Origin of the sequence: Liquorilactobacillus satsumensis, from assembly GCF_964065465.1 — a bacterium.
In the GTDB taxonomy this organism is placed as follows: Bacteria; Bacillota; Bacilli; order Lactobacillales; family Lactobacillaceae; genus Liquorilactobacillus; species Liquorilactobacillus satsumensis.
The window spans coordinates 1,088,378-1,113,217 of record NZ_OZ061606.1 but is presented as its reverse complement, the minus strand read 5'-3'; the positions used below and the strand labels follow the sequence as shown (position 1 = coordinate 1,113,217).

General features: G+C 41.7%; 18 protein-coding genes. 14 read left to right on the top strand and 4 right to left on the bottom strand.

Features of this window, described 5'->3' with window-relative positions:
• The first annotated feature begins 119 nt into the window (after positions 1-119).
• The 3 genes from AB3Y88_RS05280 (at position 120) to AB3Y88_RS05270 (ending at position 2,757) form a co-directional block, all read left to right on the top strand.
• Entirely contained in the window at positions 120-752 is a 633-nt protein-coding gene (locus AB3Y88_RS05280) for an NAD-dependent epimerase/dehydratase family protein (RefSeq protein WP_056961063.1), read from the top strand.
• 68 nt (positions 753-820) lie between these two features.
• Positions 821-2,239 carry a C69 family dipeptidase gene (locus AB3Y88_RS05275; RefSeq protein WP_056961062.1) on the top strand — a complete coding sequence of 473 codons (1,419 nt, stop codon included), beginning with the start codon at positions 821-823 and terminating at the stop codon, positions 2,237-2,239.
• Between the two features lie 38 nt (positions 2,240-2,277).
• Positions 2,278-2,757: a hypothetical protein gene (locus AB3Y88_RS05270; protein WP_054756956.1), complete on the top strand. Its 480-nt coding sequence runs from the start codon at positions 2,278-2,280 to the stop codon at positions 2,755-2,757.
• A 117-nt stretch (positions 2,758-2,874) separates the two neighbouring features.
• On the opposite strand, the gene AB3Y88_RS05265 is transcribed toward AB3Y88_RS05270, so the two are convergent.
• Positions 2,875-3,495 carry a LexA family transcriptional regulator gene (locus tag AB3Y88_RS05265; RefSeq protein ID WP_056961061.1) on the bottom strand — a complete coding sequence of 207 codons (621 nt, stop codon included), beginning with the start codon at positions 3,493-3,495 and terminating at the stop codon, positions 2,875-2,877.
• Positions 3,496-3,686: 191 nt separating this feature from the next.
• Positions 3,687-5,120, bottom strand: a complete 1,434-nt coding sequence (locus AB3Y88_RS05260) for an amino acid permease (RefSeq protein WP_228887989.1) — start codon at positions 5,118-5,120, stop codon at positions 3,687-3,689.
• 133 nt (positions 5,121-5,253) lie between these two features.
• Between AB3Y88_RS05260 and mmuM the strand changes: the two genes are divergently transcribed.
• Positions 5,254-6,210: a homocysteine S-methyltransferase gene (mmuM, locus tag AB3Y88_RS05255; RefSeq protein ID WP_228887990.1), complete on the top strand. Its 957-nt coding sequence runs from the start codon at positions 5,254-5,256 to the stop codon at positions 6,208-6,210.
• A gap of 223 nt (positions 6,211-6,433) precedes the next feature.
• Here mmuM and AB3Y88_RS05250 read toward each other — a convergent pair whose 3' ends face one another.
• Complete coding sequence (locus AB3Y88_RS05250; protein WP_056961058.1) at positions 6,434-7,609, bottom strand: glycerol dehydrogenase; 1,176 nt, start codon at positions 7,607-7,609, stop codon at positions 6,434-6,436.
• 316 nt (positions 7,610-7,925) lie between these two features.
• Between AB3Y88_RS05250 and dhaS the strand changes: the two genes are divergently transcribed.
• From dhaS to addA, 10 genes are all read left to right on the top strand, one after another.
• A complete protein-coding gene (gene dhaS, locus AB3Y88_RS05245; RefSeq protein WP_228887991.1) occupies positions 7,926-8,486 on the top strand; it encodes a dihydroxyacetone kinase transcriptional activator DhaS in 561 nt (186 codons plus the stop codon).
• A 244-nt stretch (positions 8,487-8,730) separates the two neighbouring features.
• Complete coding sequence (locus AB3Y88_RS05240; RefSeq protein WP_082610485.1) at positions 8,731-9,555, top strand: homoserine O-succinyltransferase; 825 nt, start codon at positions 8,731-8,733, stop codon at positions 9,553-9,555.
• Positions 9,556-9,745: 190 nt separating this feature from the next.
• The gene (locus tag AB3Y88_RS05235; RefSeq protein ID WP_056961057.1) at positions 9,746-11,122 is read left to right on the top strand and encodes a hemolysin family protein; all 1,377 of its coding nucleotides are present in this window, start codon (positions 9,746-9,748) and stop codon (positions 11,120-11,122) included.
• Between the two features lie 95 nt (positions 11,123-11,217).
• Positions 11,218-12,015, top strand: a complete 798-nt coding sequence (proB, locus tag AB3Y88_RS05230; RefSeq protein WP_056961056.1) for a glutamate 5-kinase — start codon at positions 11,218-11,220, stop codon at positions 12,013-12,015.
• Positions 12,016-12,036: 21 nt separating this feature from the next.
• Positions 12,037-13,284, top strand: a complete 1,248-nt coding sequence (locus AB3Y88_RS05225) for a glutamate-5-semialdehyde dehydrogenase (RefSeq protein WP_228887992.1) — start codon at positions 12,037-12,039, stop codon at positions 13,282-13,284.
• Positions 13,285-13,373: 89 nt separating this feature from the next.
• On the top strand, positions 13,374-14,345 hold the full coding sequence (locus AB3Y88_RS05220; protein ID WP_056961054.1) for a ribose-phosphate pyrophosphokinase: 972 nt from the start codon (positions 13,374-13,376) through the stop codon (positions 14,343-14,345).
• A 472-nt stretch (positions 14,346-14,817) separates the two neighbouring features.
• Positions 14,818-15,246 (top strand): carbonic anhydrase family protein, encoded by a 429-nt coding sequence (locus tag AB3Y88_RS05215; RefSeq protein ID WP_367293405.1) that lies wholly within the window; start codon positions 14,818-14,820, stop codon positions 15,244-15,246.
• Positions 15,247-15,292: 46 nt separating this feature from the next.
• Positions 15,293-16,609, top strand: coding sequence for a C1 family peptidase (locus tag AB3Y88_RS05210; RefSeq protein WP_228887994.1), 1,317 nt, complete (start codon positions 15,293-15,295; stop codon positions 16,607-16,609).
• 65 nt (positions 16,610-16,674) lie between these two features.
• Entirely contained in the window at positions 16,675-20,256 is a 3,582-nt protein-coding gene (locus AB3Y88_RS05205; RefSeq protein WP_228887995.1) for a PD-(D/E)XK nuclease family protein, read from the top strand.
• The gene (gene addA, locus AB3Y88_RS05200; protein ID WP_228887996.1) at positions 20,243-23,971 is read left to right on the top strand and encodes a helicase-exonuclease AddAB subunit AddA; all 3,729 of its coding nucleotides are present in this window, start codon (positions 20,243-20,245) and stop codon (positions 23,969-23,971) included. Before AB3Y88_RS05205 ends, addA begins: the two co-directional genes overlap by 14 nt.
• Here the strand turns inward: addA and AB3Y88_RS05195 are convergent.
• Positions 23,968-24,798, bottom strand: coding sequence for an alpha/beta hydrolase (locus AB3Y88_RS05195; protein WP_056961049.1), 831 nt, complete (start codon positions 24,796-24,798; stop codon positions 23,968-23,970). The two genes, addA and AB3Y88_RS05195, sit on opposite strands and share 4 nt — an antisense overlap.
• Positions 24,799-24,840: the final 42 nt, after the last annotated feature.

The window sequence follows — 24,840 nt, the reverse complement described above, 5'->3', positions numbered from 1 at the left end:
ACTTAAAAAACTGGGTTGTAGCAGGGCTTTTTTAGTTGTTGATAGTTTTTGCTTACGCAGGCTTGCATAGTTTGATCTTTGGATCAATGTGCTATAGTTTTACATAGGGAGGGCGACAGATGAAAATAGTATTACTCGGAGGTTCAGGCTTTGTTGGCCAGGGAGTGATCGCAGAACTTCTGCAAGACAGTCGTTTTGAAGTTGTCAGTATTTCACGTTCTGGCGGTAATGAGACCTTGTGGCGGCGCTGGCCGCAAGTCCAGTGGGTTAAAGCTAATTTGACAGTTGCTGAACCAGCTTGGCAACAGCCGTTAAAAGACGCTGATTGGGTGATCGACCTAATTGGAGTATTATTTGCACGTAATTATAATGATTATCAACAAAAGACAATTAGGCCCGTGACTAAGGTTCTTGAATTTTTACAGTTTGAAGCACCTACAACTAAATGGCTATTTGTTTCGGCAAATGCTGCACCCAAATTGTTGCATAATTATCTGCGGGCTAAAAGGGAACTTGAAAGGCAATCTAAAAAACGTTTAGGGGCGCGTGCATTTTTTGTTTATCCAGGTTTGATCTATGCGCCTGAGCGGCCACTGGTGAATCTGTCTGGAAGTATTTTGCGGACACCAGCTGCTCGGAAACTTCTGCCGCGAATAACACAGCAGTTACGACCGCTTAAACGGTGGGAATTTGCCCAAGAAATTAAAGCAGTCTTATTAAGACATGAAAGCAAGTTAACTAAAAGAAATTAATAAGCATGCTTTTTTGAAAGCGGAGATCGCTTTATAATCAAGAGTGTTATTTTTTAGGAGGAGTAGTAATGGAAAAAGCATGTACCACTATTTTAGTGGGGAATGAAGCAACAATTGATGGTTCGACGATGATTGCACGAAACGATGATACTTTCTTGCCTTTGACGCCGCAGCGGTTTGTCATGCGACCGGCGAGCAGTAGTGCAGGGCGGGTGCTAGTCTCTAATCAAAATGGATTTAAAGCTCCTTTGCCGGCAAACAGCTATCGCTTAACGGCTACGCCAAACGCGGATGTTGAACATAACGGTGTATTTGATGAAAGTTCAATTAATGAAAAAAATGTAGCTATGTCTGCAACTGAAAGCGTTTATGGCAATGAACGCGCCCTCGCATATGACCCCTTTGTGCCGAATGGCTTGGCAGAAGACAGCCTGCAGACAATGGTTGCTCCGTACATTGATTCAGCCCGCCAAGGTGTGCGTTATTTGGGAGAGCTAATTAAAAAGTACGGTTCACCAGAAGGCAATGGGGTTTTGTTTGCTGATCGGGATGAAGTCTGGTACATGGAGATTGTGACAGGGCATCACTGGGCAGCAACCCGAATTCCGGATAATGCCTATGCGATTGCTGCAAATCAAGTGGCTCAGCAGCAAATTGATTTTGATGATCCGCAAAATTATTTGTGGTCAGCAGGAATTCAGGAATTTGTAGCGGCTCATCACCTTAACCCAGATAAGTCTGGCTGGAACTTCCGGCGTATATTTGGAACTGATACAGAAAAAGACCGTCACTATAATACACCGCGTGTTTGGTACGGGCAGCGTTATTTGAATCCAAGTACGCCACAAGCTCCAATGTCTAGTGAGTTACCGTTTATCTGCTACGCTGAGCATTTGATAGCGGTTGAGGATCTTGAATATATTCTCAGTTCACATTATAACGAGACTAAATATGATCCTCTTGGTCATGGCAGTGTAGAGGATCGCCTTAAATTCCGACCGATTGCGCTTAACCGGACACAAAATTCACACATTTTGCAGCTGCGGAATGCTGTTCCTGCTAAAAATGCCGCTCTGATGTGGATTTGTTTTGGAATCCCTTCATTTAGTCCCTATGTACCGTTTTACACAAATGCAAATGACACTGCGCCTAGCTGGAGTCAAACACCGCTTAAATACGACATTAAGAGTGCATATTGGATGTATCGTACGTTGTCAATGTTAGTGGAAGCACACTATTCTCACTTTGTTCAGACTGACTTAGATTATCTAAAAGAATGTCGGCGATTACAGCATCAAATGATTGCGGCTGCAGATCAAAAAGTCGCTGCAGTGGATACTGAAAGCGAAGTTACCGCCGCTTTAACACAGAGTAATTACGAACTTGTGGCTAAAATGCGAGCGTTGACAATGAAGTTGATTGGCGAATTGGTCACACAAGGTTTGACATTATCGCGGCTAACTTTTAATATGGATAAGAATCTTTAGTAAAAAGCTTATTTTGAAAGTTTGGATGTGAGACGAAGATGAAGATTAAGGTCGCAGAATTTATTAAGCAGATTGAAGATGGAGATTTTCAAAAAGAGGTGCTACCAGCAATTGCGTGCAAGAGTGCAACGGAATTTGCGGCAAAACAGTTGCAACCATTGTTCGCGGCATTTAAAAAGGCTGTGAGTGCTGGCAAGACTGTCCAAGTTGAACAACCAGTTTCGCTTGGAACAGAACAAGCTTCGTTAATGCTTGAAAGCGGCATTATCAATTTACCCTTTGCAAATACTAAGAGTGTTGATAATTTTTTTGAGTTGGATGATGAAGTTGAGGAAATTACTAATCTAATAGTAGTCTCTGCCAATGTGAATGCTTCAGGACTGCGCATCGACTCGTTTGGAACAACGACAGCTTTTTTAGATGACACAGTTGCAGAACAGAAGGTTACAGCAAATATTTTGCGTGAGCTTGCACTGATCGAAGAAAATGTAAAGAATAACTTGGACACAAAAGAATAATTACCGCTGAGTTTTGATGCTTACCACATTAAGTCACATGCAGGTAAATAAAATGAGACGGACCAAAATGGAAATTTTGAGTCAGTCTTATTTTTTATGTGTAATTTGGGTGCCAGTTTATAGTTCTGACACAAAGCGGATTGCTTTGCCCAATATTTTGATGGGGTTTTCTGGAGAAGAAACCAGCGGATCGTATTTGGGATTATCGGGCAATAACAAAATGAGTTTGCCGGTATGTTTGATTCTTTTTAAAGTTGCCTCATTTTCATTAGTTAATAAAACAGCTGCAATTTCACCATCTTCAACTTCAGGTTGCTGTCGAATTAAGACGTTGGAACCATCCGGAATAGTAGGCGACATTGAATCTCCTTTTGCACGTAAATAAAAAAGTTGTCCTGCCGGTAATGTTTCTTTAGGTTCTTCAACATAACCTTCAATATTTTCTTCGGCAGTGATCGGGTCTCCGCAAGCAATCACGCCGATTACGGGAATTTTAACGACTCCATAAACGGGTGTCATGTTAGCCGGCACTTCAACTCCAAGTAAATGTTCAGAGGTGGTACCTAGTGCTTTGGCAAAGCTTTCAAGTCGATTTAAAGGAAAAGCCCGCGTTTCATTGAAATATTTTGAAACTGCAGATTTTGCCATTGCTACTCGCCGTGCTAGTTCACTGATTGAAATATTTTGTTGTTGTGCAAGTTCACGCATTTGTTTGACAATCGCGGCATTTGATTTCATGAATCAGGACTCCTTCATAATAGTAAATTTAGTATACCATTGTTCTCTATAAAGAACAATGGTATTTGAAGTCTTGTTAGGCGACAAAAAAGAACACCCCTGAGAGGAGTGCCTTTTTACCTGAGTCAGATTAATGAGCTAGTCTCAAGTTTGACGTGGTAAGCTACAACTGTTTGAGAACAAATTTTAGTTTATTTTGAATCATTTCGTGATGTTTCTTCTATGCCGGTTTGCGCCGACTCCTTTTTTTGCAGGTTTAGCTTTATTTTTTCTTTCGTATAGTAAACAACATAGCAAAGAATTACAAAGGGAATCATGTAAAATAAAGCGGGTCGCTGTGTGGGGTCAAAGACAATTAAAACACAAGACAGCAAGCTTAAGCTAAAGGCTAACCAAGGAACCACAGGATACCAAGGAGTTTTAAATTTAAGCTCTGTGACAGTGTGCCCACTAGCCAGCCAATTTTTACGGAACTGAATTTCAGCATAAGCAATTGCCATCCAGACGAACACAACTGCCAGTCCAGCAACTGAGACCAAGACTAAGTAGACAGTTGAGGCGGCGATCACACTTGAGAGGAGTGCTAACAGCCCGCCCAGCATACTGAGGGTTAAGGCAATTATTGGGATACCCCGTTTATTAGTGCGCGCGTATTTTTGCGGGATCATATGTTCATTTGCTAATGACCATAGCATTCTGGTTGAGGCGTATAGCCCGGAATTAGCTGCCGACAAAATTGCAGTTAGAACGACAAAATTCATAATGGCTCCAGCAAAAGGAAATCCCAGACTATTCAGGACTAAAACAAAGGGACTTTCAGTAACTCCTGCTTCTTTCCAAGGAATTAAGGCAGACATGACAATAATACTTCCGATGAAGAACAGGCAAAGGCGAATTAAAGTGGTATGAATGGCTTTAGGGATATTTTTGGCAGGATCTTTAGTTTCCCCCGCGGTAACTCCAATGAGCTCTGTTCCTGAAAAAGCATAATTAACAGTCAACATGGTAGTAAAGACGCCTTTAAAACCGGTTGGAAACCACCCGTCTTTAAAGAGGTTGTGAAATAATGGAGCGCTTGAGTAGCCTTTGAGCGGAATAATGCCAAAAATTGCAAGTGTACCTAAAAGGATAAAAAGAATAATGGCAACAACCTTTATACTTGAGAAGAAGAATTCAGTTTCGGCGAAAAAACGTACAGAAAGAGCATTCGACATAAAAATAATGAGCATAAAAAGCACACTCCAAAGCCAAGTGGGTGAATCTTTAAACCAATCGTGCATAATCAGCCCGGCAGCGGTAAATTCTGACCCAAGTGCGACGGTCCAAGTTAACCAATAGAGAATGGCAACAGTAAATCCTGTTCCTGGACCAATAAACTTGTCCGCATAAACGTGAAATGAGCCCGTTTGCGGCATCGCGACAGATAATTCGCCTAAACATAGCATTACGAGGTATACAATTACGGCACCGACGAGATATGCCAAGATAGTACCGACTGGACCGGCTTCGTGAATGGTGTACCCTGAACTTAAGAAGAGGCCAGTGCCAATTACGCCTCCCAAAGAGATCATCAGCAAGTGGCGGGCCTCCATTTTTCTTTGCAGCTTGGTTGTTTCTTCTTCCATGAAAATGTTTTCCCTTCAGTGTTTTATTTTCATTAATAATGAGTTAAGATAATTAAAATTACAGGTGAAAATACATTATTATAAGAATGCACCAATTTTTTAAAAGATACAAGTCGGATGCAGGAGGAAAAAGATGAGCGATCCAATTAAGCAGGAATTAGCTAAACAGGGAGTTTTAGCTTTAGATGGGGCAATGGCAACTGAATTAGAAAAATTAGGAGTTGCAACTAATAACGAATTATGGTCAGCAACTGCATTGATTAATGCACCTGAAAAAATCAAACAGGTGCATCTGAAATACTTTGCAGCTGGCGCAACAATTGCAATTACAGATACATATCAGGCAAATGTTACTGCTTTTAAAAGGGCTGGTTTTAGTCTAGCGCGAAGTCAGAAGATGATTCTTACTGCTGTCGAGCTTGCTAAGGCGGCTCGCGAGGAATTTCTGGCCCAGACAGCATTGGAAGGAAAAGCTATGCAACAACTTTTGCTTGCGGGTAGTGTAGGGCCTTATGGGGCTTACTTGGCCGATGGTAGTGAGTATACAGGAGCGTACAAGTTGACGCAGAAAGCTTTTCAAGATTTTCATCGTTCAAGAATGCAGTTATTGGCGGATGCCGGTGTAGATCTGTTTGCTTTTGAAACGCTACCGCAATTCGAAGAAGCTAAGGCCTTAGTGGCGTTACTACATACGGAATTCAGTAGATATTCAGCGTGGCTGAGCTTTAGCATTAAGGATGCAACACACCTTTGTGATGGAACTTCTTTGGCTCAGGCAGCCGCCTTTTTTGCGAAAGAGCCACAAATAAGTGCAATTGGTGTCAATTGCACCACGATGACCAAGATTGCGGACGCGATTAAAACAATTGCGCAAGTGACCACAAAACCGATTATTGTATACCCCAATAATGGTGATCTTTATGAGCCGCAAACGAAAACATGGGTAACTAATCCCCAAGCTGCGACTTTTTCAGAGCTGGTGCCCACGTGGATTGATGCGGGTGCCAAGATTATCGGGGGCTGTTGCCGTACAACCCCAGCAGATATTAGGCAGATTGCGGCTGCAATTCAGGCGACTAAACTAACTTAAAAGTGAAGAGCTATATTTATATATAATATGGCTGATTCAAGAAACTCTAACCTGTCATTAATTAACTGGCAAAATAAGAGCGAGCTCAGCGAAAAACGTTTTATTTTTCGCTGAGCTCGCTCAATTTTAGAACAGGAGGTTTCAAGTATTAATCTTTAGTGACTTGATTAGAAGAGATTCAGGTCACTAAAACACTAAAGTGGGTATGACTTTTGCTGTGAAATTAAACCAGCATGCCAACCTGTTTTTCAAAAACATTGTCAACAAAAACGGGATGTACGGTATGAGTCTTCTTATAATGAGTGACCGCTGCATCTGCTCCCGCAAGTGCTTCTAGAATCATTGCAGGTGTAACCTTGAATGACATATTTTCGATTGTTTCACCCTTGTCAGTTGCTTTTTCGGCAAATGCTTCAAGATCTTCTTGGCTGACCTGATCAAGATGGAAGTCTTTTTTGGTTAATGGGAAACCGCATGTTAGGAGGAACTCGATGAACTTATCCAATTCTTTTTGGGGTGTTCCAACCAGCATCAATTGAATCATCACGCCTAGAGCAACTTCTTCACCATGACGAAATTTAGCGGGATCACCTTTTAGTACGCTAAAACCATCATAAATTGAATGCGCAGCTGCAAGTCCAGCCCCTTCAGCTCCTAACCCAGACAAAAGAATGTTAGCTTCAATGACTTTTTCTAAGGCATGGGTAACGGTGTTATGTTCAGCCGCTTCGAGAGCTTGATAGGCATATTTCCATAATGTATCGGCACATTGTTTAGCAACTGCCAGACCTGCATCTGTAGGGTGACCGCCTGCGAGAGTATGACCATGACTTTTAGCAACTTCTAAGCCTTCATAGTAAGTCGAAAAAGCATCGCCAATTCCTGCTAACAAAGTTCGGGTAGGAGCTTGGGCGATCACTTGAGTGTCTGCCATAATAAGTACTGGATGATGCGCATAAAAGAGGTACTTAACAAATTCATGGTTTTCTGTATAGATGATTGAAAGCTTGATGCAAGAAGCATCACAGGATGCAGCAGACGGGCAGATAATGTTTGCGATGTTTAGTTTATTAGCAATCCCTTTTGAGGTGTCAAGCGTTTTTCCACCGCCTAGACCAATAATGACATCGCTACCCTTTTCTTGAGCGATCTTTGTCACCCGTTCAATTTCTGTAAGGGATGACTCACCATTAAATTCAACATAATCAACAGTAAATTGATTGTGAGTTAGATATTCTTGGAATTTTTGACCGGCGGCTGCGTAAACGCTTTTATCGGCTAATAATAAAAACTTTTTTCCATAGGGCCTGAGAATATCCGCACTATTAAGCAAAATATTTTTCCCTTGAACGTAATGATCTGGACTACCAAACCAATTGAATTCTGCACTATTTGTCATGACGAATCCTCCTTGTATTATTGTGGACCAGTTAACACTAAAAACAGCGCTTACCAACTACAATTACATTGTGTAGTAAGCGGTTACTTTAAGCAACGTGCATTTCTGAAAATTTGTCCCTTACAAACGAAGATGGTTTATTTTAAAATACTTGTGGGTATTCTTTTTTGAGGACAATGCTCACAAATAATACTAAATAAAAACAGATTGCTAATTCAAAGTTAAAGCGAGTTCATTAAGACTTTACTATGTTATAATTTACACAGAGAGAAAGGCGGACAGGATCGGATCACCAGTGAATTTGTGAGGGTGAAAAATGTCAGATATTCTTAAAAAAAGAATTGCTTCTTCTTTTCAGGGACTAGTCAATGAACAGGATTTTGAGCATCTTTCGGTTACACTTGTTATGCACAAAGCAAAAGTAAGACGTCAAACTTTCTATGATTATTTTCTTGATAAGTATGATCTGTTGAGCTGGTTTGTACACGAAAGCTTATCTGAGTTAATTGACAGTAACATCAATTATCTACCATGGGAAGACATCATTAAACTAACTTTTTTTGAATTAAACGCAAACCGAAATTTTTATACAAAATGTATTAGAGAACAACATGAATTTGATATGACGAATGCATTAGCGCAGCATTTGAGTTTACTTGTGTTGAGCTGGGCTAAGAGTGGCCCGCGTAAAGATAAAACTGAAAATCAAGCATTAATCGATGTCTTATCATTAGGGATCGGCCATTTGGCGACACATAACTTGCTGGTTAATCACCCATTAGATTATGAATTCTTGACGAATGAGGCAATTGAATCTTTGAATTTAACAATTGCTTTGTTTAACAAGGCTAACCGACAAATGCGTATTAAAATTTGACCTTGAAATTTATAGAGCTGGCATCTCGGTAGGGGCTACTCTGAAATTAAAAAAGCGAGCTACTAAAATTAATTAGTAGAGCTCGCTTTTTTAATTAGTGTTGAACAACTTTAGTTTTAAAAGTGGACACCTGAACTTTGTTAATTAATTATACTAGAACTTTCTTTCTGGGTGCGTTAGAATTAGAAAATTGATAAAAGGCTTTTTCCGGCTCGCAAAATTAGAAAATGTGAGGAGAAGAACGGTGGAACGTGGATTATTGAAGATTGGGATTTTAAACATCATGCATGACAAGGAAGATACTAAAAGACGTTTTGAACGTGTTTTAGGGGCCGCTGGACAAGCAGTCCAAATTACCTATTTTTATCCGGTTATGCATTACCAAAATAGGAGTGTTCCTGCATTTTTATTGCAGACTGCTGAGCCGCTTTCACGCAAGCGTGTTGCCATGATGGATGCTTTTATTATTACTGGAGCACCGCTTGAAAAGTTGGCGTTTGAGGATGTAACGTATTGGCCAGAATTAAAGCGGCTTTTTTCCTTTTTGGAAGGTGCAGCAATCCCGCAGCTCTATGTTTGCTGGGGTGCAATGGCGGCTGCAAATTATTTTTATGGAGTGGGAAAACAGCAATTGCCACAAAAGATCTTTGGAATTTACAAGCATCAAATTTTACAGCCTACTCCTGCACTGCATGGCTTAACAACTGGGTTTAAGGCTCCGCATGCGCGTTATGCAGAGCTCAACCAAGCAGAGATTAGCGCTGTTCCGGCACTTCAAATTGATGCATTGACGACGGATCAAAAGCTTTTTTTGGTAGAGGCACGCGAAAAGCCACAACTTTTTTTGTTTGCACATCTTGAATATGGTAAAGATGCTTTAACAAAAGAATACCAGCGAGAAGTGCAGGCATACCCAGAAAAAGTTACCTCTTTGGCTAAACCGGAGAACTACTATGCAGATCCTGAAAAAATGCAAGATGAACGGTTTTCTTGGAAACAAACCCAGACAGTCTTCTTTGCAAATTGGCTAAAGTTAGTGGAAAAAGGCAAGTATAGAGTAGGGTATTGAAAAATTGAGCGTTGTTATCAAAATAGGAGACTGCGTCAGAACACGCGTTTTGGCACAGTCTTTGTTGTTTTTGTAAACTGTTTTACCAATGCGGCAGTTAAAGGACAACAATTGATGGTTAGTACGTTCACAGTACTTAAAAAATGATATTATAATGGTAAGAAGTAAGAATTGAAATGGGGAATGGATTTTGACAAGTGGCCAGTTGGCAATTAACTTGCTCATCATGGTGGTTGTTTTTTATTTTGCAGCTTTTTTCGTTGCTACAGAATTTGCGCTCGTTCAAACTAGAAAAAGTGCATTGGAAAGTGCGCTTGAGGCAGGCAAGGGCAACCGACGGAAGTTACAAACAGCATTGAAAATGGTTCAAAATTTAAATGAATACTTATCGACCACCCAAGTTGGTGTGACTTTAGCAGGAATTATTTTAGGGTGGATTGGTGAAGGAACGATCGAAATTCTAATCGTTGATGCACTGCGAATTGCACCCATCAGCGAGACTGGTCTACACGCAATTGGGGCCATTCTCGGGGTGATGTTGCTCACATATTTAGAAGTCGTGCTAACGGAAATTGTGCCTAAAAACCTAAGTATTGATATGCCGATGAAAATGATGATGTTGGTCGTGACGCCGCTGCATTATTTTCATATCCTGTTTTATCCTTTTGTTTGGCTGTTAAACGTTTCTGCCGCAGCGATTATTCATTTGTTTGGACTGCGGCCTGCAAGTGAAAGTAACGATGTACTAACCCAAGCTGAGATTCTCCGGCTTTCACGAAATGCTGTGACAGGTGGTATGCTTGATAAAAACGATCTGCTTTACATGCAAAGGGCGTTTGATTTTAACGATAAAATTGCCAAAGACATTATGGTGGATCGGACTAGTCTGGAAGTTGTAGATATTACTGATTCTGTTAAGACTGTGATTAACTACTACTTGCGTCAAGGCTTTAGTCGTTTCCCAGTCGTGGCGAATAATGATAAGGATAAAATATTGGGTTATGTCTATATTTATGACTTGATTAGACAAGCTCAAGTTGACGATCGAATTTTGGTCAGCAAGCTTTTACGTACAATTATAACAGTACCGGAAGTTACTCCAATTCAAGGACTATTACAGCAGATGATTCAAAAACAAACTCCGATTGTCGTGGTCTTGGATGAATATGGCGGAACCAGCGGAATTGTGACGGATAAAGATATTTACGAAGAACTTTTTGGAGTTGTTAAAGATGAAATCGACAATGTCTCAAGTGAATATATTTTAAAAAATGCGGATGGTTCGTACAAGATTTCAGGGAAGACAACCTTGTATGATTTCGAGCGCTTTTTTAGAACTAAAAACAAGAATTTTGATGAATCCGAAAGTGTTACAATCGCGGGGTATCTATTAGAAAATTATAAAGTTAAACGCGATGATGTGATTACGATTGGGCAGTTTGACTTGAAGGTAGTCGACCTTAACCATAATTATATTGACTGGCTTGAAGTTAGACGGCATGCTGCCAGTCCGGATGAACAAAATGCACCACAAGATAAACCTGCAGAAATTAACGGACAGAAGTAAATTGTTCTGCTTATTTAAATAGACAATTAGGCAGGGCTGCTATATTATTATTGCAATATAGCTTTGGATATTTTAAAGGAGAAGTGACTGGGTAGATGCAGCAAATGGATGCAAAACGAATTGTCATTAAGGTGGGCACGAGTACCCTGACACATGACAATGGAAAATTGAATTTACAAGCAATTGATCAGCTTTGCTACACGTTAAGCGGCCTCGTGAACGAAGGCAAGGAGATTGTGTTAGTTTCGTCAGGGGCAATTGGCGTGGGATTAGGACTGTTACGCTTGCACGAACGACCTGCGTCTATTCCAGAACAACAAGCAGTTGCTTCGGTGGGACAGACACAGCTAATGACGGTTTATCAGCAGCGCTTTTCAGTCTATGGTCAAAAGATTGGACAGATTCTTTTAACGCATGATGTAGTTGATTATCCAATCAGTCGGCAAAATGTGCTGAATACTTTTGAAAATCTGTTGCGGTTAAATATTATTCCGATTGTTAATGAAAACGATGCGGTCGCAGTTGACGAACTGGATCATCATACAAGGTTTGGTGATAATGATCAGTTGTCTGCGATTGTAGCGCGTGCAATTGATGCTGATTTGCTGATTATGCTTTCAGATATTGATGGCTTTTATGATAAGAATCCGCGTAAGTGCGATGATGCGGTCTTGATTGAGCGGGTAACGGAAATTAGCGAGGAAACCTTCAAGCGGGCAGGTGGTCGCGGAACAAAGTTGGGGACTGGCGGAATGATTACCAAGTTAAAAGCTGCCGAGATCATGTTAAAGGCTAAAAAGGCAATGTTACTTGCGAATGGTGAAAATCCATCAATTATTTTTAAATTGCTTGATGGAACCGCTCTTGGAACTTTATTTAAGGGCACAGAATAAACAGACAAGGAGGCAACAGAAATGACCTATGATTTGACAATGCTGGGTAAGCAAGCGCAACAAGCAGCATTTCAATTAGCGCAATTGGAGACTAAGAAAAAAAATGCGCTTTTGGTAGCAATGGCTGCAAGTCTGCGCAAGCATGCTGCTGAAATTATTGCTGAAAATAAAGTTGATTTAAAGCAAGCGGCTGGTTTAGCACAGGCCTTTGTGGATCGCTTGACGCTTACAGAAGAGAGAATTGAACAGATGGCACAAGGGTTGGAGAAAGTTGCGCAGCTTCCAGACCCGCTAGGCAATCTCGCTGGTGGTTGGGTGAATGCTGCCGGGTTACAAATTGCACAACAGCGTGTTCCGCTGGGAGTGATTGGAATTATTTATGAAGCACGTCCCAACGTCACGGTGGATGCGGCTGCTTTGTGTTTTAAGTCTGGCAATGCAGTTATTTTACGCGGAGGCAAGGAAGCATTCCGCACTAATCTTAAGTTGGTGGAAATCTTACAGGCGGTCTTGCAGCAAGCACAGGTTGACGTTGCGGCGGTGCAGGTAGTTAAAGATACATCGCATGAAGTTGCGCAGCAATTAATGCAGCTTACTGAATATTTGGATGTACTGATTCCACGTGGCAGCGCCCGCTTGATTCAGGCGGTTGTTAAAAATGCAAAGGTTCCAGTAATTGAAACTGGTGCAGGCAATTGTCACCTTTATGTTGATAAGACCGCTGATTTAGAAATGGCGGAAAAAATTATTATTAACGCTAAATGTCAACGTCCTTCGGTTTGCAATGCCGCTGAGAAGTTGTTAATTCATCAAGATGTTGCTGCCGCATATCTGCCAGAGATTGCCAAGCTTTTATGGGAACAACACGTTGAATTGCGTGGTGATAAAGAGGTCCAAGCAATTCTGGGAGCAAAGGTTAAACGGGCAACTGAACAGGATTGGTATACGGAGTACAATGATTATATTCTGGGGATCAAAGTAGTGCCTTCTTTTGCCGAAGCCGTTGCACATATTAATAAATATGGCACTAAACATTCAGAAGCAATTATTACAAATGACTATGAAAGAAGCCAGCAGTTTTTGGCACAGGTTGATGCGGCCGCAGTTTACGTGAATGCTTCAACTCGTTTCACAGATGGCTTTGAATTTGGTTTCGGCGCCGAGATTGGAATTTCGACGCAAAAACTCCATGCACGTGGTCCGATGGGTCTGCAAGCACTTACTACGACGAAGTATACAATTCGTGGAAATGGGCAGATTAGAAAATAAGCTGATTTTGCATTTTGTAGCGTCCAAACGATAGAATTATCGGCTATTTTTTATTATAATGGTTAAAAAGACAATAATTGGAGGCAGTCATGGGCGAAAAAAATGGGCAGGGCAGGCTGAAGTTGTTTGCGCTGAATTCAAATAGGAAATTAGCAGACAAGATTGCACGGGAATTAAATGTTGAATTGTGTGCAGCGTCAGTCAAACATTTCAGTGATGGTGAGATTCAGATTAGTATTAATGAAAGTGTTCGCGGGGCGGATGTTTTTATCATTCAATCAGTTTCTGATCCGGTGAATGAGAATTTTATGGAATTGATGATCATGATCGATGCCCTGCGGCGCTCAAGTGCAGGTACTATTAATGTAGTGTTGCCATACTATGGTTATGCACGTGCTGATCGTAAAGCCCGTGCCCGTGAACCAATTACTGCTAAATTGATCGCTAATTTTATTCAGCTGGCAGGTGCTGATCGAGTTATTACAATGGATCTGCATGCAGGACAGCTTCAGGGCTTTTTCAATATTCCTGTTGACCATTTGCTGGCGATCTTTGTGCAAGCACGTTACTTTATTGAAAAGGGAATTACTAATGACGTAGTAATTGTTGCCCCCGATCATAATGGGGTTAAGGCAGCCCGTAATTTAGCAACCTTGCTGAAGGCTCCAATTGCAATCGTTGATAAACGCGATGCTAAGCGTGCAGCAGCTAACGAAAAGATGACGGTGATTGGTGATGTTGCTGATCGCCGCTGCATTGTCTTTGATGACTTGATTGATACTGGTGGCAAGATGGCGGATGCAGCCGCAGCATTAAAGGCTGCAGGAGCACGGGAAGTATACGCATGTGCTACTCACCCCATCTTCTCAAATGATGCGGTCGCAGAACTGCAAAATTCTGCTTACACAGAGGTGGTTGTAACTGATACGATTGAAATTCCAGCGGAAAAACAATTTGCAAAATTGCATGTTCTTTCTGTTTCACGGACTTTTGCCAAGGCGATCAGTTTAATCTACAACAACAAGTCTGTAGACTCATTATTCAATAAAAACAAACTTTAATTTTAGAAACCAGAACTCGGAACTTTAGAGTTTCGATGGTTCGAGCAAAGACAGCGACTGTATTCCCTTCTGGGAAAAGTCGCTATTTTTTGTAATGTCCGGCTTGCGAAATGGTTTATGCTAGAGAGCGGTAAACTCTGATTAAGCTTAAAATTTGCACGCTGACAAGATTCTAATTCTTGCTGCCTTATTTCCTTTTTAACGCTAGGCCTTTTTGCTACCTTGAAGTATTTCAATTAACTTATACTGGAGCTTAGAGTGTGACATACGCTGATCAAATTTGAGTACTAATGTGAAATTACTCAACGGGGATCTTTTGTGCTGAGTAATGCTAAGTTAGACGAAAAGCTTTGGCTGATGGAACACGTTTATCCGCAGTTCTTAATGAAGGATCTGAGCAAAATTTACTTTTTTCTCAGTCCTGTGCGAATAAGTTAATAGGAATATTTTAAGCAGAAGGGAAAGAGAATTTATGTTAGATTATAAAGAGCAAGACAATTGGCCAGATCATCTTTCACAGTGGCAATCACCACTTGAATTATCTGCACTGCAGGCAACAAAACGACAACAAACAGCGCAGGTCATCAATTTTTCCACAGATTATAAATTTAAAACGGTGGTTGGCAAGGGAAATAATTTGCAATATAACGGAGTGGGACAAACCATGATTGCGGGTCGAACATTTGAGTTTCAGCAACTCCATTTTCATTTCCCGGCTGAGCACCTTGTAAACGGCAAGACTGCTTCTATGGAGTTGCATTTCGTGCAACAAAACGCAATTGGCCAGTTGTCAGTCTTGGCTTTTTTAGTTGAGCCAGGAACTTTTAATGAACAGCTTGCCCCATTTTATCAGCATTTTACTTTAAATGAAAATGAGGAAACGGTCTTTGCGGAGCGCTAAGATTATATTTTGCATTAATTAATTCAAAGAAGAAAGAGGTTTTTAAATGAAAAAAGATATTACGCAAGCCAACTTAGAGAGGTTTCGAACAGCATTAAAGGGGCGCAAGGTTAATGCAGTGGTAGCCCGTGCAGTTCAGCAAAACGGGGTGAACGCTGCAAGTGAAAATATTGCTGCTAAGCAGGATTTGACGCGTGTTTTCTCAATTGAACTACCCACTGGTAAAGTTACTAATCAAAAGAAAAGCGGCCGTTGCTGGCTTTTTTCAACCTTAAACACATTGCGGCATCAATTTGCTGAGCAATATCAGATTAAGGATTTCCAATTTTCACAAAATTATAATTCCTTCTACGATCGGTTAGAAAAAGCTAATCATTTTTATGAAGAGGTGCTGGCAACTGCGACCCAACCGCTAGCTTCGCGGATTGTGCAACATTTATTTGCCGGACCTGATGATGATGGCGGACAGTGGGCAAATGCGGCGGCTTTAATTGAGAAGTATGGTGTGGTTCCTCAAGACGTGATGCCTGAAACGTATAATAGCGAAAAAACAGCTGAAATCAGTGACGTCCTGAGCCTCAAGTTACGTAAAGATGGGTTGAAACTACGAGAGTTGGTTAATGCGCAAGCTGCGCAGCAGGAAATTGTGGCTGCAAAAGAACAATTTTTGGAAGAGGTTTACCGGATGTTGGTCTATGCCTTCGGTGAACCGCCCACTGTTTTTGATTTTGAATATCGCGACGATGAGCATAAGTATCACCTTGATCAAGCTTTAACTCCACAGCGCTTTTTTGCAAAATACGTTGCATGGGACTTCAATGATTATGTTTGTTTAACAAATGCTCCAGATCATGAATTGGGGCAGGTTTACAGTTTGCCAAGTCAAGATTACATTTTTAACGGACAAAAGATCGCGTTTGTTAATACTGAACTCGCAGTGTTGAAAGAAGCTGCGATCGCTCAGCTTAAAGCTGGACAGTCTGTCTGGTTTGGAAATGATGTGACCAAGGATCTTGAACGGACTCAAGGAATTCTGGCACCTGCTTTCCATGAACGTTCAGCCTTGTTTGATGTTGGACTTCAACTGACCAAAGCGCAGCGTTTGCAGACCGGTGAAGCGCACGTTTCACATGCAATGACACTTGTCGGAGTTGATGTTATCGCGGGGCACCCAACTAAATGGAAGGTTGAAAATAGCTGGGGTGAAAAAATTGGTGATCAGGGATATTTTGTAATGAGTGCTCAGTGGTTTGACGATTATGTCTATGAAGTCATTGTTAATCAAAAATACCTCAAAGACGCACAGCGCCGGTTACTGCAACAAAAGAAAATTGAGCTTGCACCATGGGATTCGTTGGCTTAAAGCTGGTTTTTAAAAAATAGCCATGTTCTAAGCCAAAGTTTAAATGAAACGGGGGGCTTTGGTAGATGAGTTTAGGTTTTATTTTAGGGAAAGCATCGCTCGATCATCAAAAAGAGTTGTTCACACAGTTAGTTGCTTTAAGAAAAAAGGATCCACAAGGAAAATTCTACTTTTTGGTGCCTAATCATATCAAATTTGCTTCCGAGGTCAAGGTGTTGCGACAACTTCAGGCTTTGCAAAAAGAGCAAACAACATTGTTTGCTGAAAATGCTGTCCAAGTTTTCTCGTTTTCACGTTTGGCTTGGTACTTTCTTAAAGAGACTCCTTTTTATCAAACTCCGCGGATTTCGGAAGCTGGCTTGAATATGATTATTCAAGATATTCTCCAACGCCACCAGCATGAATTGACCATCTTTAAAAGCGAACAGGCTCAGCTAGGCTTTGTAAGCCAATTAAGAACACAACTAGAAGAGTTCCAAAGAGGGTGTATCACCGGAGAAGATGTTGCCCAATTTGCGTTTGAGTCGCAAACTAAAGCAGAACTGCAAGCCAAGCTCCACGACCTTGCTTTAATATATGCAGACTATACACAACAAACTATGGGAAAATACTTAGATAATGCAGCTATCTTGGAAGAACTAGCGCGGACCTTGGGTGAGATGGACTTGCAGCACAGTTACTTCTTTATTTATGGCTTTACGCAATTTACTGCGAGCGAGTTGCGGTTGGTAACGACTTTGACCAAAAAAGCAGGAGCGGTTTTGGTTTCACTTGTACTCGATCGTCCCTATGTAGAACAACCCCCTGCGCCCTATGAGTTATTTCGGCGCTCTGGGTTACTGTATTTTAAATTAGTACAGTTTGCTCACAAGGAAAAGATTCCGTTGTTAACGGATAAGTTTGCGGGCACAAGGAGAATTGAGAATGCTACCCTGCGTGAACTGGAAGACTACTGGATTGATTCGAGCCGGATGACTCCCAGAAAAGAGAAGAAAGAAGCTGTCACAACTGGTCTGCATTTTTGTGCGGCTACTGATCGCTATCATGAGGTTGCTGCAGTTGCCACACGTTTGCGCCAAATGGTTGCCTTTAAGGGGTATCACTATCACGATTTTGTAGTGATAACGCGCCATTTAGATTTGTATCAGGATGTAATTGGTCCAGTTTTCAAACAGTTTGAGATCCCATTTTTTATTGATCTTCAAAAACAGATGCGCGATCATCCGCTGGTAGAATTTATTAGTGCCTTATTTGCGGTACAACGGCGTTATTATCGCTATGATGATATGATGCGGTTGTTAAAAACTGAATTATTATTGCCGCAAGAAGACGGTAAGGAACTTTCAATCAACAGTTTTCGTGATTATCTTGATGTAACTGAGAATTTGATTTTAAAATTTGGTTATGAAGGCAAACGCTGGTTGCAAGCAGATGATTGGGAGTACTATCGGTTCTCTACCGCTGATACTGGAATTCGGACAGAATTTGAAGAAGAACAGACTAAAAAAGTAAATTGCATTCGCCATTTTATTAAGAAAATTTTACCGCCGTTTTTTAAAAAAATGGCAGCAGCTGAAACAGGACGCCAAGGAGCTGCTATTTTGTGCAATTTCCTAGTGGAAAACGGGATAGTGAAGCGGCTTTATGAGTGGCGTGACCAGGAACTGGCAGCCGGTAATCTGACAGAAGCAGCCCGTCCAGAAGAGACCTGGAATACTTTTTGCCAGCTTTTGGATGAGTATGTAGTGACTTTGGGAGACCGCAAATTTGAGATTGAACGTTTCAGTGAGTTGCTTCAAAGCGGTTTTGAAGGTGCTGAGTATCGGCAAGTTCCTTCGACCTTGGATCAGGTAATTGTTTCTGAAACAGGAATGGTTCAAATGAATGATCGGAAGGTGACCTTTCTGATTGGAGCGACCGATACGGTTATGCCGGACCGAGTTAGTGCAACTACAGTTCTATCTGATGATGAACGGCTTTTTCTAGCACCGGTACTTGCAGCAGACCAATTTTTAAATGAGGAATCTGAACAGCAATTAGCAGCCGAACCTTTTTTGGCATATCTGGCGTTTATGAGCAGTTCCGATGTGCTTTTTATTTCTTATCCGCTTAGTAGCGATGGTAGTGGTGCATTAAAACCATCACCCTATCTTGAAAGATTGCGGCAGTATTTTGCATTATCCTATGAACACTTAGGAGCACCGCCGCAGCTCAGCGAACAAGACAGTGCAATCTTAAAGCAATACGTTGGAACTAAACGGACAACGCTCTCTTATCTATTGGATATTAGCCGCCAAGCCAAAGAAGAGCAGCAGCTTCTTCCGGCTTTTTGGCAGAAATTATATCAATTTTTAAGTACAGACACACAGAGTGCACTGTTGACCAAAAAATTGTTTGCCAGCTTGGATTATCGCAATGTTCCCGAAAAATTGCGGCCAGAGACGGTTGAATTGTTATATGGAAAGACGATTAACACCTCAATTTCGAAGTTGGAAGAATTTTATGCCAATGAGTATGCATATTTCTTAAAGTATGGATTAAAGCTGCAAGAACGTGATGTTTTTGAGTTGTCACCGGCCAATACAGGCGAATTTTTTCACTTAGCACTCGATTCGCTAGTTAAAGCAGTAAATCAAAAGAAGCTTGATCTAGCAGAACTTTCGGCAACAGAATTGAACACACAGCTTAAAGGAATTGTAGAACAGATGTTAAAGTTGCCGCAATTTCAGATTCTTAATAGTTCAAAGCGTATGCAGTATTTAAGCCGCCAATTAGAAAAGACAGTGCGTCAGATCAGTTGGGCGCTGCGCCAACAAAGTACGCGTAGTCAAATGAGACCACAGCAAACTGAAGTTTTATTTGGACACGTGGGTTCTGAAGAGGGTTTAAGGGCGTTGCAATTTGACTTACCGCATGCACGGAAAGTCAACGTGCGTGGGAAGATAGACCGAATTGATCAAATCAAGACAAAAGACGGCTTATATTTGGGAATCGTTGATTACAAGTCGAGTACACATAAATTTGATTTTCGGGATGCGTTCTATGGGGTTTCGCTGCAGATGTTGACCTACCTCGATGCTTTATTGAAAAATCTTGATTTAATTGCAGCTGATCAGAATGTTAAACCCGCAGGTGCACTTTATATGCATCTGTATAATCCTAAATTGCAAATGAAGCAGTTGCTTAAACAATCGCAAGCAGATGCTTGGCTAAAAGCGAATAAGTATGATGGGTTACTTGTAGCACAGCCGGAACTTTTGGAGCAATTAGACCAAGACTTGGATGGGGATAACAGCGGTCATTCTAAAATATATCCATTCAAGAAAAACAAGCAGGGGGCCTTTAACTCCAGTAGCAGCCAGCGACATCAGTTGGTAACAATGGATGAGCTGCTGCTTTTGTTGCAGCATAATGAAACCTTGATTCAGCATGCAGCTGCACGGATTTTTGCCGGAGAAAATGCACTCAATCCTGTTCAGTGGCCTGACAAACGGACAGCACTGCAATATTCGCCTTTTAAATCAATTTTTCAATTCGATGCAATGTTACCGGAAAATAATTATCGGCTGCTCCCAACAGCAACACCTCAGGAAATTCTAAGGGCATTGAAGGCAGAAAGAGAGGGACGAACAAATGGCAAAGATTAATTTTACTCCTGCACAAAAAAGCGCTATTCAGGAAAAGGGTGCGAACATTCTTGTCTCAGCTTCGGCGGGTTCAGGTAAAACCCGGGTGCTGGTGGAGCGGGTCTTGCATCATCTTCAAACCGGAATTGAGATTGATCGGATGCTGATTGTAACGTTTACGGATGCTGCAGCGGATGAAATGCGTGAGCGCATTCAAGGAGCACTTCAAAAGGAGATTGCGACTGCTTCAAGTGCAAAGAAACAGTGGTTTGTCACACAACTGACAAAACTGAACACAGCTAATATTAGTACGTTGCATGCTTTTTGTCTGCACTTGATTCAACGTTACTATTATCTAATTGGGCTTGATCCTGTTTTTCGTTTGCTAAGTGATGAAACAGAACGTGAGTTATTGCGTGAGGATGTTTGGGGCACAGTTCGTGAGGAATTCTATAGCCAAAATGATCCTGTCTTCGAACAGCTAACGCAGAACTTTTCCAATGACCGTAGTGATGAAGGGCTGACTGCATTGGTTTTTCGCACCTTTGATTTTTCCAATGCCAAAGCGGCTCCGTCTAAATGGCTGAAACAATTAGCGGTTGATTATCAGACTGAAGGAGCACTAACAACTGGAGAGCTGTATCAAAAAAAGCTGCTGCCGGTGTTCAAAGAACAATTGGAACAGGCCGTAGCAGAGCTGCAAACCGCTCAGGAAATTGTCACACAAGCGGCTTTGCCAAAATTTACGGAAATTTTAGAAGCAGATCAAAAACAGCTGGGACAGTTACAGTCTCAATTAACAACGAGTTCGTGGAATACATTACGCGCTGCTTTCCAAGGGTTTACTTTTAAGCGGGCACCCGTTCTAAGAAAGCTAGAGCCAGTTCAAAAAGCCGCTAAAGATGAAGTGTTGGCGCAGCGTCAACATGCTAAAAATATCGTTAGTGAACTTAGCGAGCGTTACTTTTTATTAGAAGAAGAACAGCTTAAGGCAATCTTGCTCGATTCTAAAAAATTGATTGCTAAACTAGGTCAGGTAGTGCACACATTTGCGCGCGCCTTTGCAGCTGAAAAGAAGCAGCGACATTTGTTGGATTTCAATGATCTTGAGCATCTGGCACTAAAGATTTTACAGACTAATACACAAGAAGCACGCCAAGTACGTGCAGATTTACAGCAAAAATTCTCAGAAATCCTAGTTGATGAATACCAAGATACTAATCAGCTGCAAGAAACCTTGCTGCAGTTGTTAACTAAGCCGGATAAGGGAAATCTGTTCATGGTGGGCGATGTTAAACAGTCAATTTATGGCTTCCGGTTGGCAGATCCAGCGCTCTTTTTGCAAAAATATCATGCGTATGCTCATGATGATAGTCAGGGAAAACGAATTGTGCTGGCAGAAAATTTCCGTTCAGTCAAAGATGTAACAGCATTTACTAACCTGATTTTTATGCAGTTGATGGACAAACAGGTCGGTGGGTTGGATTACGATCAGAATGCACAATTACGCTATGGGGCAACCTATTACCCTGAACTCAATACGACCACGCAGATCTTACTGTACGAATCAGGAACTCAGGAGAAGACGACGACCCACGAGCTAGAGCCGTTTGACGAGCATTTTGTGGCCGAGAGTGCCGCGGCTGGGCAAATAAGGCTGACAGCACAGCAGATTAAACAGCTGTTAGCACAAAAAAGAACAATCTATGATCGGCAACAGGGTCAGGAACGGTTGATGCAATATAGCGATATTGTGCTCCTAGTACCAACGCGTAATAATAACTTATTAATTATGAGTGAATTTCAGCAGGCTGGAATTCCGATTGATGTTAAGGATGCACAAAATTATTTTCAAACAACTGAAATTCAAATCATGCTTTCCTTCTTAAAGATCATTGATAATCCATATCAAGATATCCCATTAGTAAGTGTTTTACGCTCGCCAATTGTTGGTTTGAAAGAAAATGCGTTAGCCTACCTGCGAATTAACGAAAAAACCGGTGATTATTATCAGGCAGTAAAACATTTTTGGCTTAATTTTGATCCGCAAAAAGAAGGTCCCTTTGGGCATGCAGTTTATGAAAAAATTAGCCGTTTTTTGGAGATGTTGACAGAGTTAAGAAAGCTTGCACACCAGAATCAACTGGCTGATTTGATTTGGAAAATCTACGATGACACAGGATTTTTGGATTATGTAGGCGGTATGCCTGGGGGCGCGCAACGACAGGCAAATTTGCATGCACTTTATGAACGGGCGAGTGCATATGAAAAGATGAGTTTTAGGGGACTTTTTCAATTTATTCGCTTTATTGATAAACTGCAAAAAAGAGAAAAGGACCTTGCAGCAGCAAATTCGAAAGTTACACAAAATGCGGTGCAAGTGATGACAATTCATGGCAGTAAGGGGCTTGAATTCCCAGTTGTTTTTTTACTTGATACAACGCACCAATTCAACGAACGGGCTTTGCGTGAAGATTACCTGCTTGATGATACTGAGGGGATTGGCATTACGTGGCTTTCTCCCACAGAACGCGTTAAGGTGGAAACTTTGCCCAAACTGGTAATCAACGAACGACAGCAAAGAAAGAATGCAGCTGAACAGATGCGGTTGCTATATGTGGCTTTGACGCGCGCTGAACAGCAGCTTTACCTTGTGGGAGCATATCAAAGCCGGGATGAAGCACTTTCAAAGTGGCAAAAAGCTTTTCAGAGTAGTACTGTGACTTTGAATAGCAGTTTACGTCAAGGTGCAAAGAGTTTTATGGATTGGATTGGGATGTGTTTGATTCGCCGCCAGCAGAGCCTGGAGCAGTTTAGTCTTACCCAAAAAGCAGTCCCGGCTTTAGAAAAGAATGCAGCCCGCTTTAAAATTAGCTTTGTTGCGGCAGATGAGCTGCAATCGACTAGTCAAGCAGCTGACCATGATTGGTTTAAAAAATTAGCCCAAAAACAGGAACCAGTCCTTTCTGCACAAGCAAATGCGACCTTTGAAAAGGCTAAGCAGCTGTTAGAGTATAATTATCCCCAGCTCGAATTGACCAGAACAACCGCCTACCAATCTGTTTCTGATATTAAACAGCTGTTTGGTGATCCAGATGAAGACCAGTTGCAGCACTTGGACGATTTTGGGGCGTTGCAGACACCTACACGTGGTCACAGAATTGTCCAACGTGAGTTTGCACTTCCTGAATTCATGGAGCAAAAAGAGACTGTAACGAGTGCCCAGGTAGGGACAGCGACCCATGAACTCTTGCGCCGGGTCGCGCTTGAACATGCTCCGACTGCAGCAGAGCTGAAAAAGCTACTTAGACAACTGGTCACGCAAGGAAATATTACCAAAAGCGTTGCACAGAAAGTAAATTTGCAAAATGTCCAGCATTTCTTTACTACAACATTAGGGCAACTGCTTTTGCAACCGCAGACGGTAGTAAAGCGAGAAGTCCCGTTTGCAGCCTTAATTTCAGCAGAACAATTATTTCCAGTAACGGCTACCAAAGATGCTATTTTACTGCATGGGATTATTGATGGCTATGCGCGTACACCCACGGAAATTGTGGTTTTTGACTATAAGACTGACTTTTTGCAAGCAGGTGATGAAACCAAAAAAGCAGCCCTTGTGAAACGCTATCGCGGCCAGCTCAATCTCTATGCCCTTGCGCTTGAAAGCATCTTGGGTCAAAAGGTTACTAAACGTTATCTTTATCTGCTGGCAACTGGTGAGACAGTTGCGCTTTAGTCTTGTTCTTTTGCGGCTGGGAGTACTTGGGCAAGCCATTGGAGTGATAATTCGAACCAAGTGGCAACATGCGGATCAATATCAGCAGCGCCTTTTTGCGGTCTGGCAGTCAATTCATTTGCTAAGACTGTTCCATGAAGACCGGATGAGAAGGTATGCGCTTCAAAAGAAATTTTATTTTTGGCAAGTGCTGCAACATAGTTAAGCGTATTAGAAGGTGCTACGGCTGCATCAGTTTGTGAATTCCAGATGAAGGTTGGCGGGGTGGCTTGATTGACTAATTTTTGGGTGTTAATTAGTTCAGGAGTTTGAGTGATTTTTTTAACTTCTGCAAAATCTTTTGGCCAGCCACTCGTAAGGTCAGTGACAGGATAAGCGAGCAACTGTGCATTGGGTCGAATTGCTTCGTTGTCTAGTTGTGTTTCTTCAGCAAGTTTAACAGTTGCCCAGGTTCCGGCAAGTGCGGAAACAAGATGGCCCCCGGCAGACAGCCCCAGCATTGCAATTGCATGCGGTTGCTGCTTGAATTTAGCAGCATTTTTGCGTAAATAGGCGATTGTGGCGGCGAGTTCATAAAGCGGCTGCGGATAAAGCGGGGTATAGTCTGCGAGTAATGAATAGTGGAGCGCGAAAACATTGAAACCGCGCGCATAGTATGCCAGTGCGCCTGCGACTGTTTCACGTTCAGAGAGCTGTGTGAAACTCCCACCTGCACAAATAATTAATCCAGGAAAAGTCTGTCCCGCGTAAAGCTGCGGGCGCAAATAAGCGGTCACAGTTGCCACAGTATTATTATTTAGTGGAATTTTAAGTTCTTTAATTGTCATAAAATTATCGATCCTTCTTTTTTCCATCATTATAACATGTTG

Bases quoted from the DNA above. Each gene is read 5' to 3' on its own strand.
- AB3Y88_RS05215 (WP_367293405.1), top strand. From the start codon at position 14,818: ATGTTAGATTATAAAGAGCAAGACAATTGGCCAGATCATCTTTCACAG.
- AB3Y88_RS05275 (WP_056961062.1), top strand. From the start codon at position 821: ATGGAAAAAGCATGTACCACTATTTTAGTGGGGAATGAAGCAACAATT.
- AB3Y88_RS05270 (WP_054756956.1), top strand. From the start codon at position 2,278: ATGAAGATTAAGGTCGCAGAATTTATTAAGCAGATTGAAGATGGAGAT.
- AB3Y88_RS05265 (WP_056961061.1), bottom strand. From the start codon at position 3,495: ATGAAATCAAATGCCGCGATTGTCAAACAAATGCGTGAACTTGCACAA.
- proB (WP_056961056.1), top strand. From the start codon at position 11,218: ATGCAGCAAATGGATGCAAAACGAATTGTCATTAAGGTGGGCACGAGT.
- AB3Y88_RS05280 (WP_056961063.1), top strand. From the start codon at position 120: ATGAAAATAGTATTACTCGGAGGTTCAGGCTTTGTTGGCCAGGGAGTG.
- dhaS (WP_228887991.1), top strand. From the start codon at position 7,926: ATGTCAGATATTCTTAAAAAAAGAATTGCTTCTTCTTTTCAGGGACTA.
- AB3Y88_RS05205 (WP_228887995.1), top strand. From the start codon at position 16,675: ATGAGTTTAGGTTTTATTTTAGGGAAAGCATCGCTCGATCATCAAAAA.
- AB3Y88_RS05220 (WP_056961054.1), top strand. From the start codon at position 13,374: ATGGGCGAAAAAAATGGGCAGGGCAGGCTGAAGTTGTTTGCGCTGAAT.
- addA (WP_228887996.1), top strand. From the start codon at position 20,243: ATGGCAAAGATTAATTTTACTCCTGCACAAAAAAGCGCTATTCAGGAA.
- AB3Y88_RS05260 (WP_228887989.1), bottom strand. From the start codon at position 5,120: ATGGAAGAAGAAACAACCAAGCTGCAAAGAAAAATGGAGGCCCGCCAC.
- mmuM (WP_228887990.1), top strand. From the start codon at position 5,254: ATGAGCGATCCAATTAAGCAGGAATTAGCTAAACAGGGAGTTTTAGCT.
- AB3Y88_RS05195 (WP_056961049.1), bottom strand. From the start codon at position 24,798: ATGACAATTAAAGAACTTAAAATTCCACTAAATAATAATACTGTGGCA.
- AB3Y88_RS05250 (WP_056961058.1), bottom strand. From the start codon at position 7,609: ATGACAAATAGTGCAGAATTCAATTGGTTTGGTAGTCCAGATCATTAC.
- AB3Y88_RS05210 (WP_228887994.1), top strand. From the start codon at position 15,293: ATGAAAAAAGATATTACGCAAGCCAACTTAGAGAGGTTTCGAACAGCA.
- AB3Y88_RS05225 (WP_228887992.1), top strand. From the start codon at position 12,037: ATGACCTATGATTTGACAATGCTGGGTAAGCAAGCGCAACAAGCAGCA.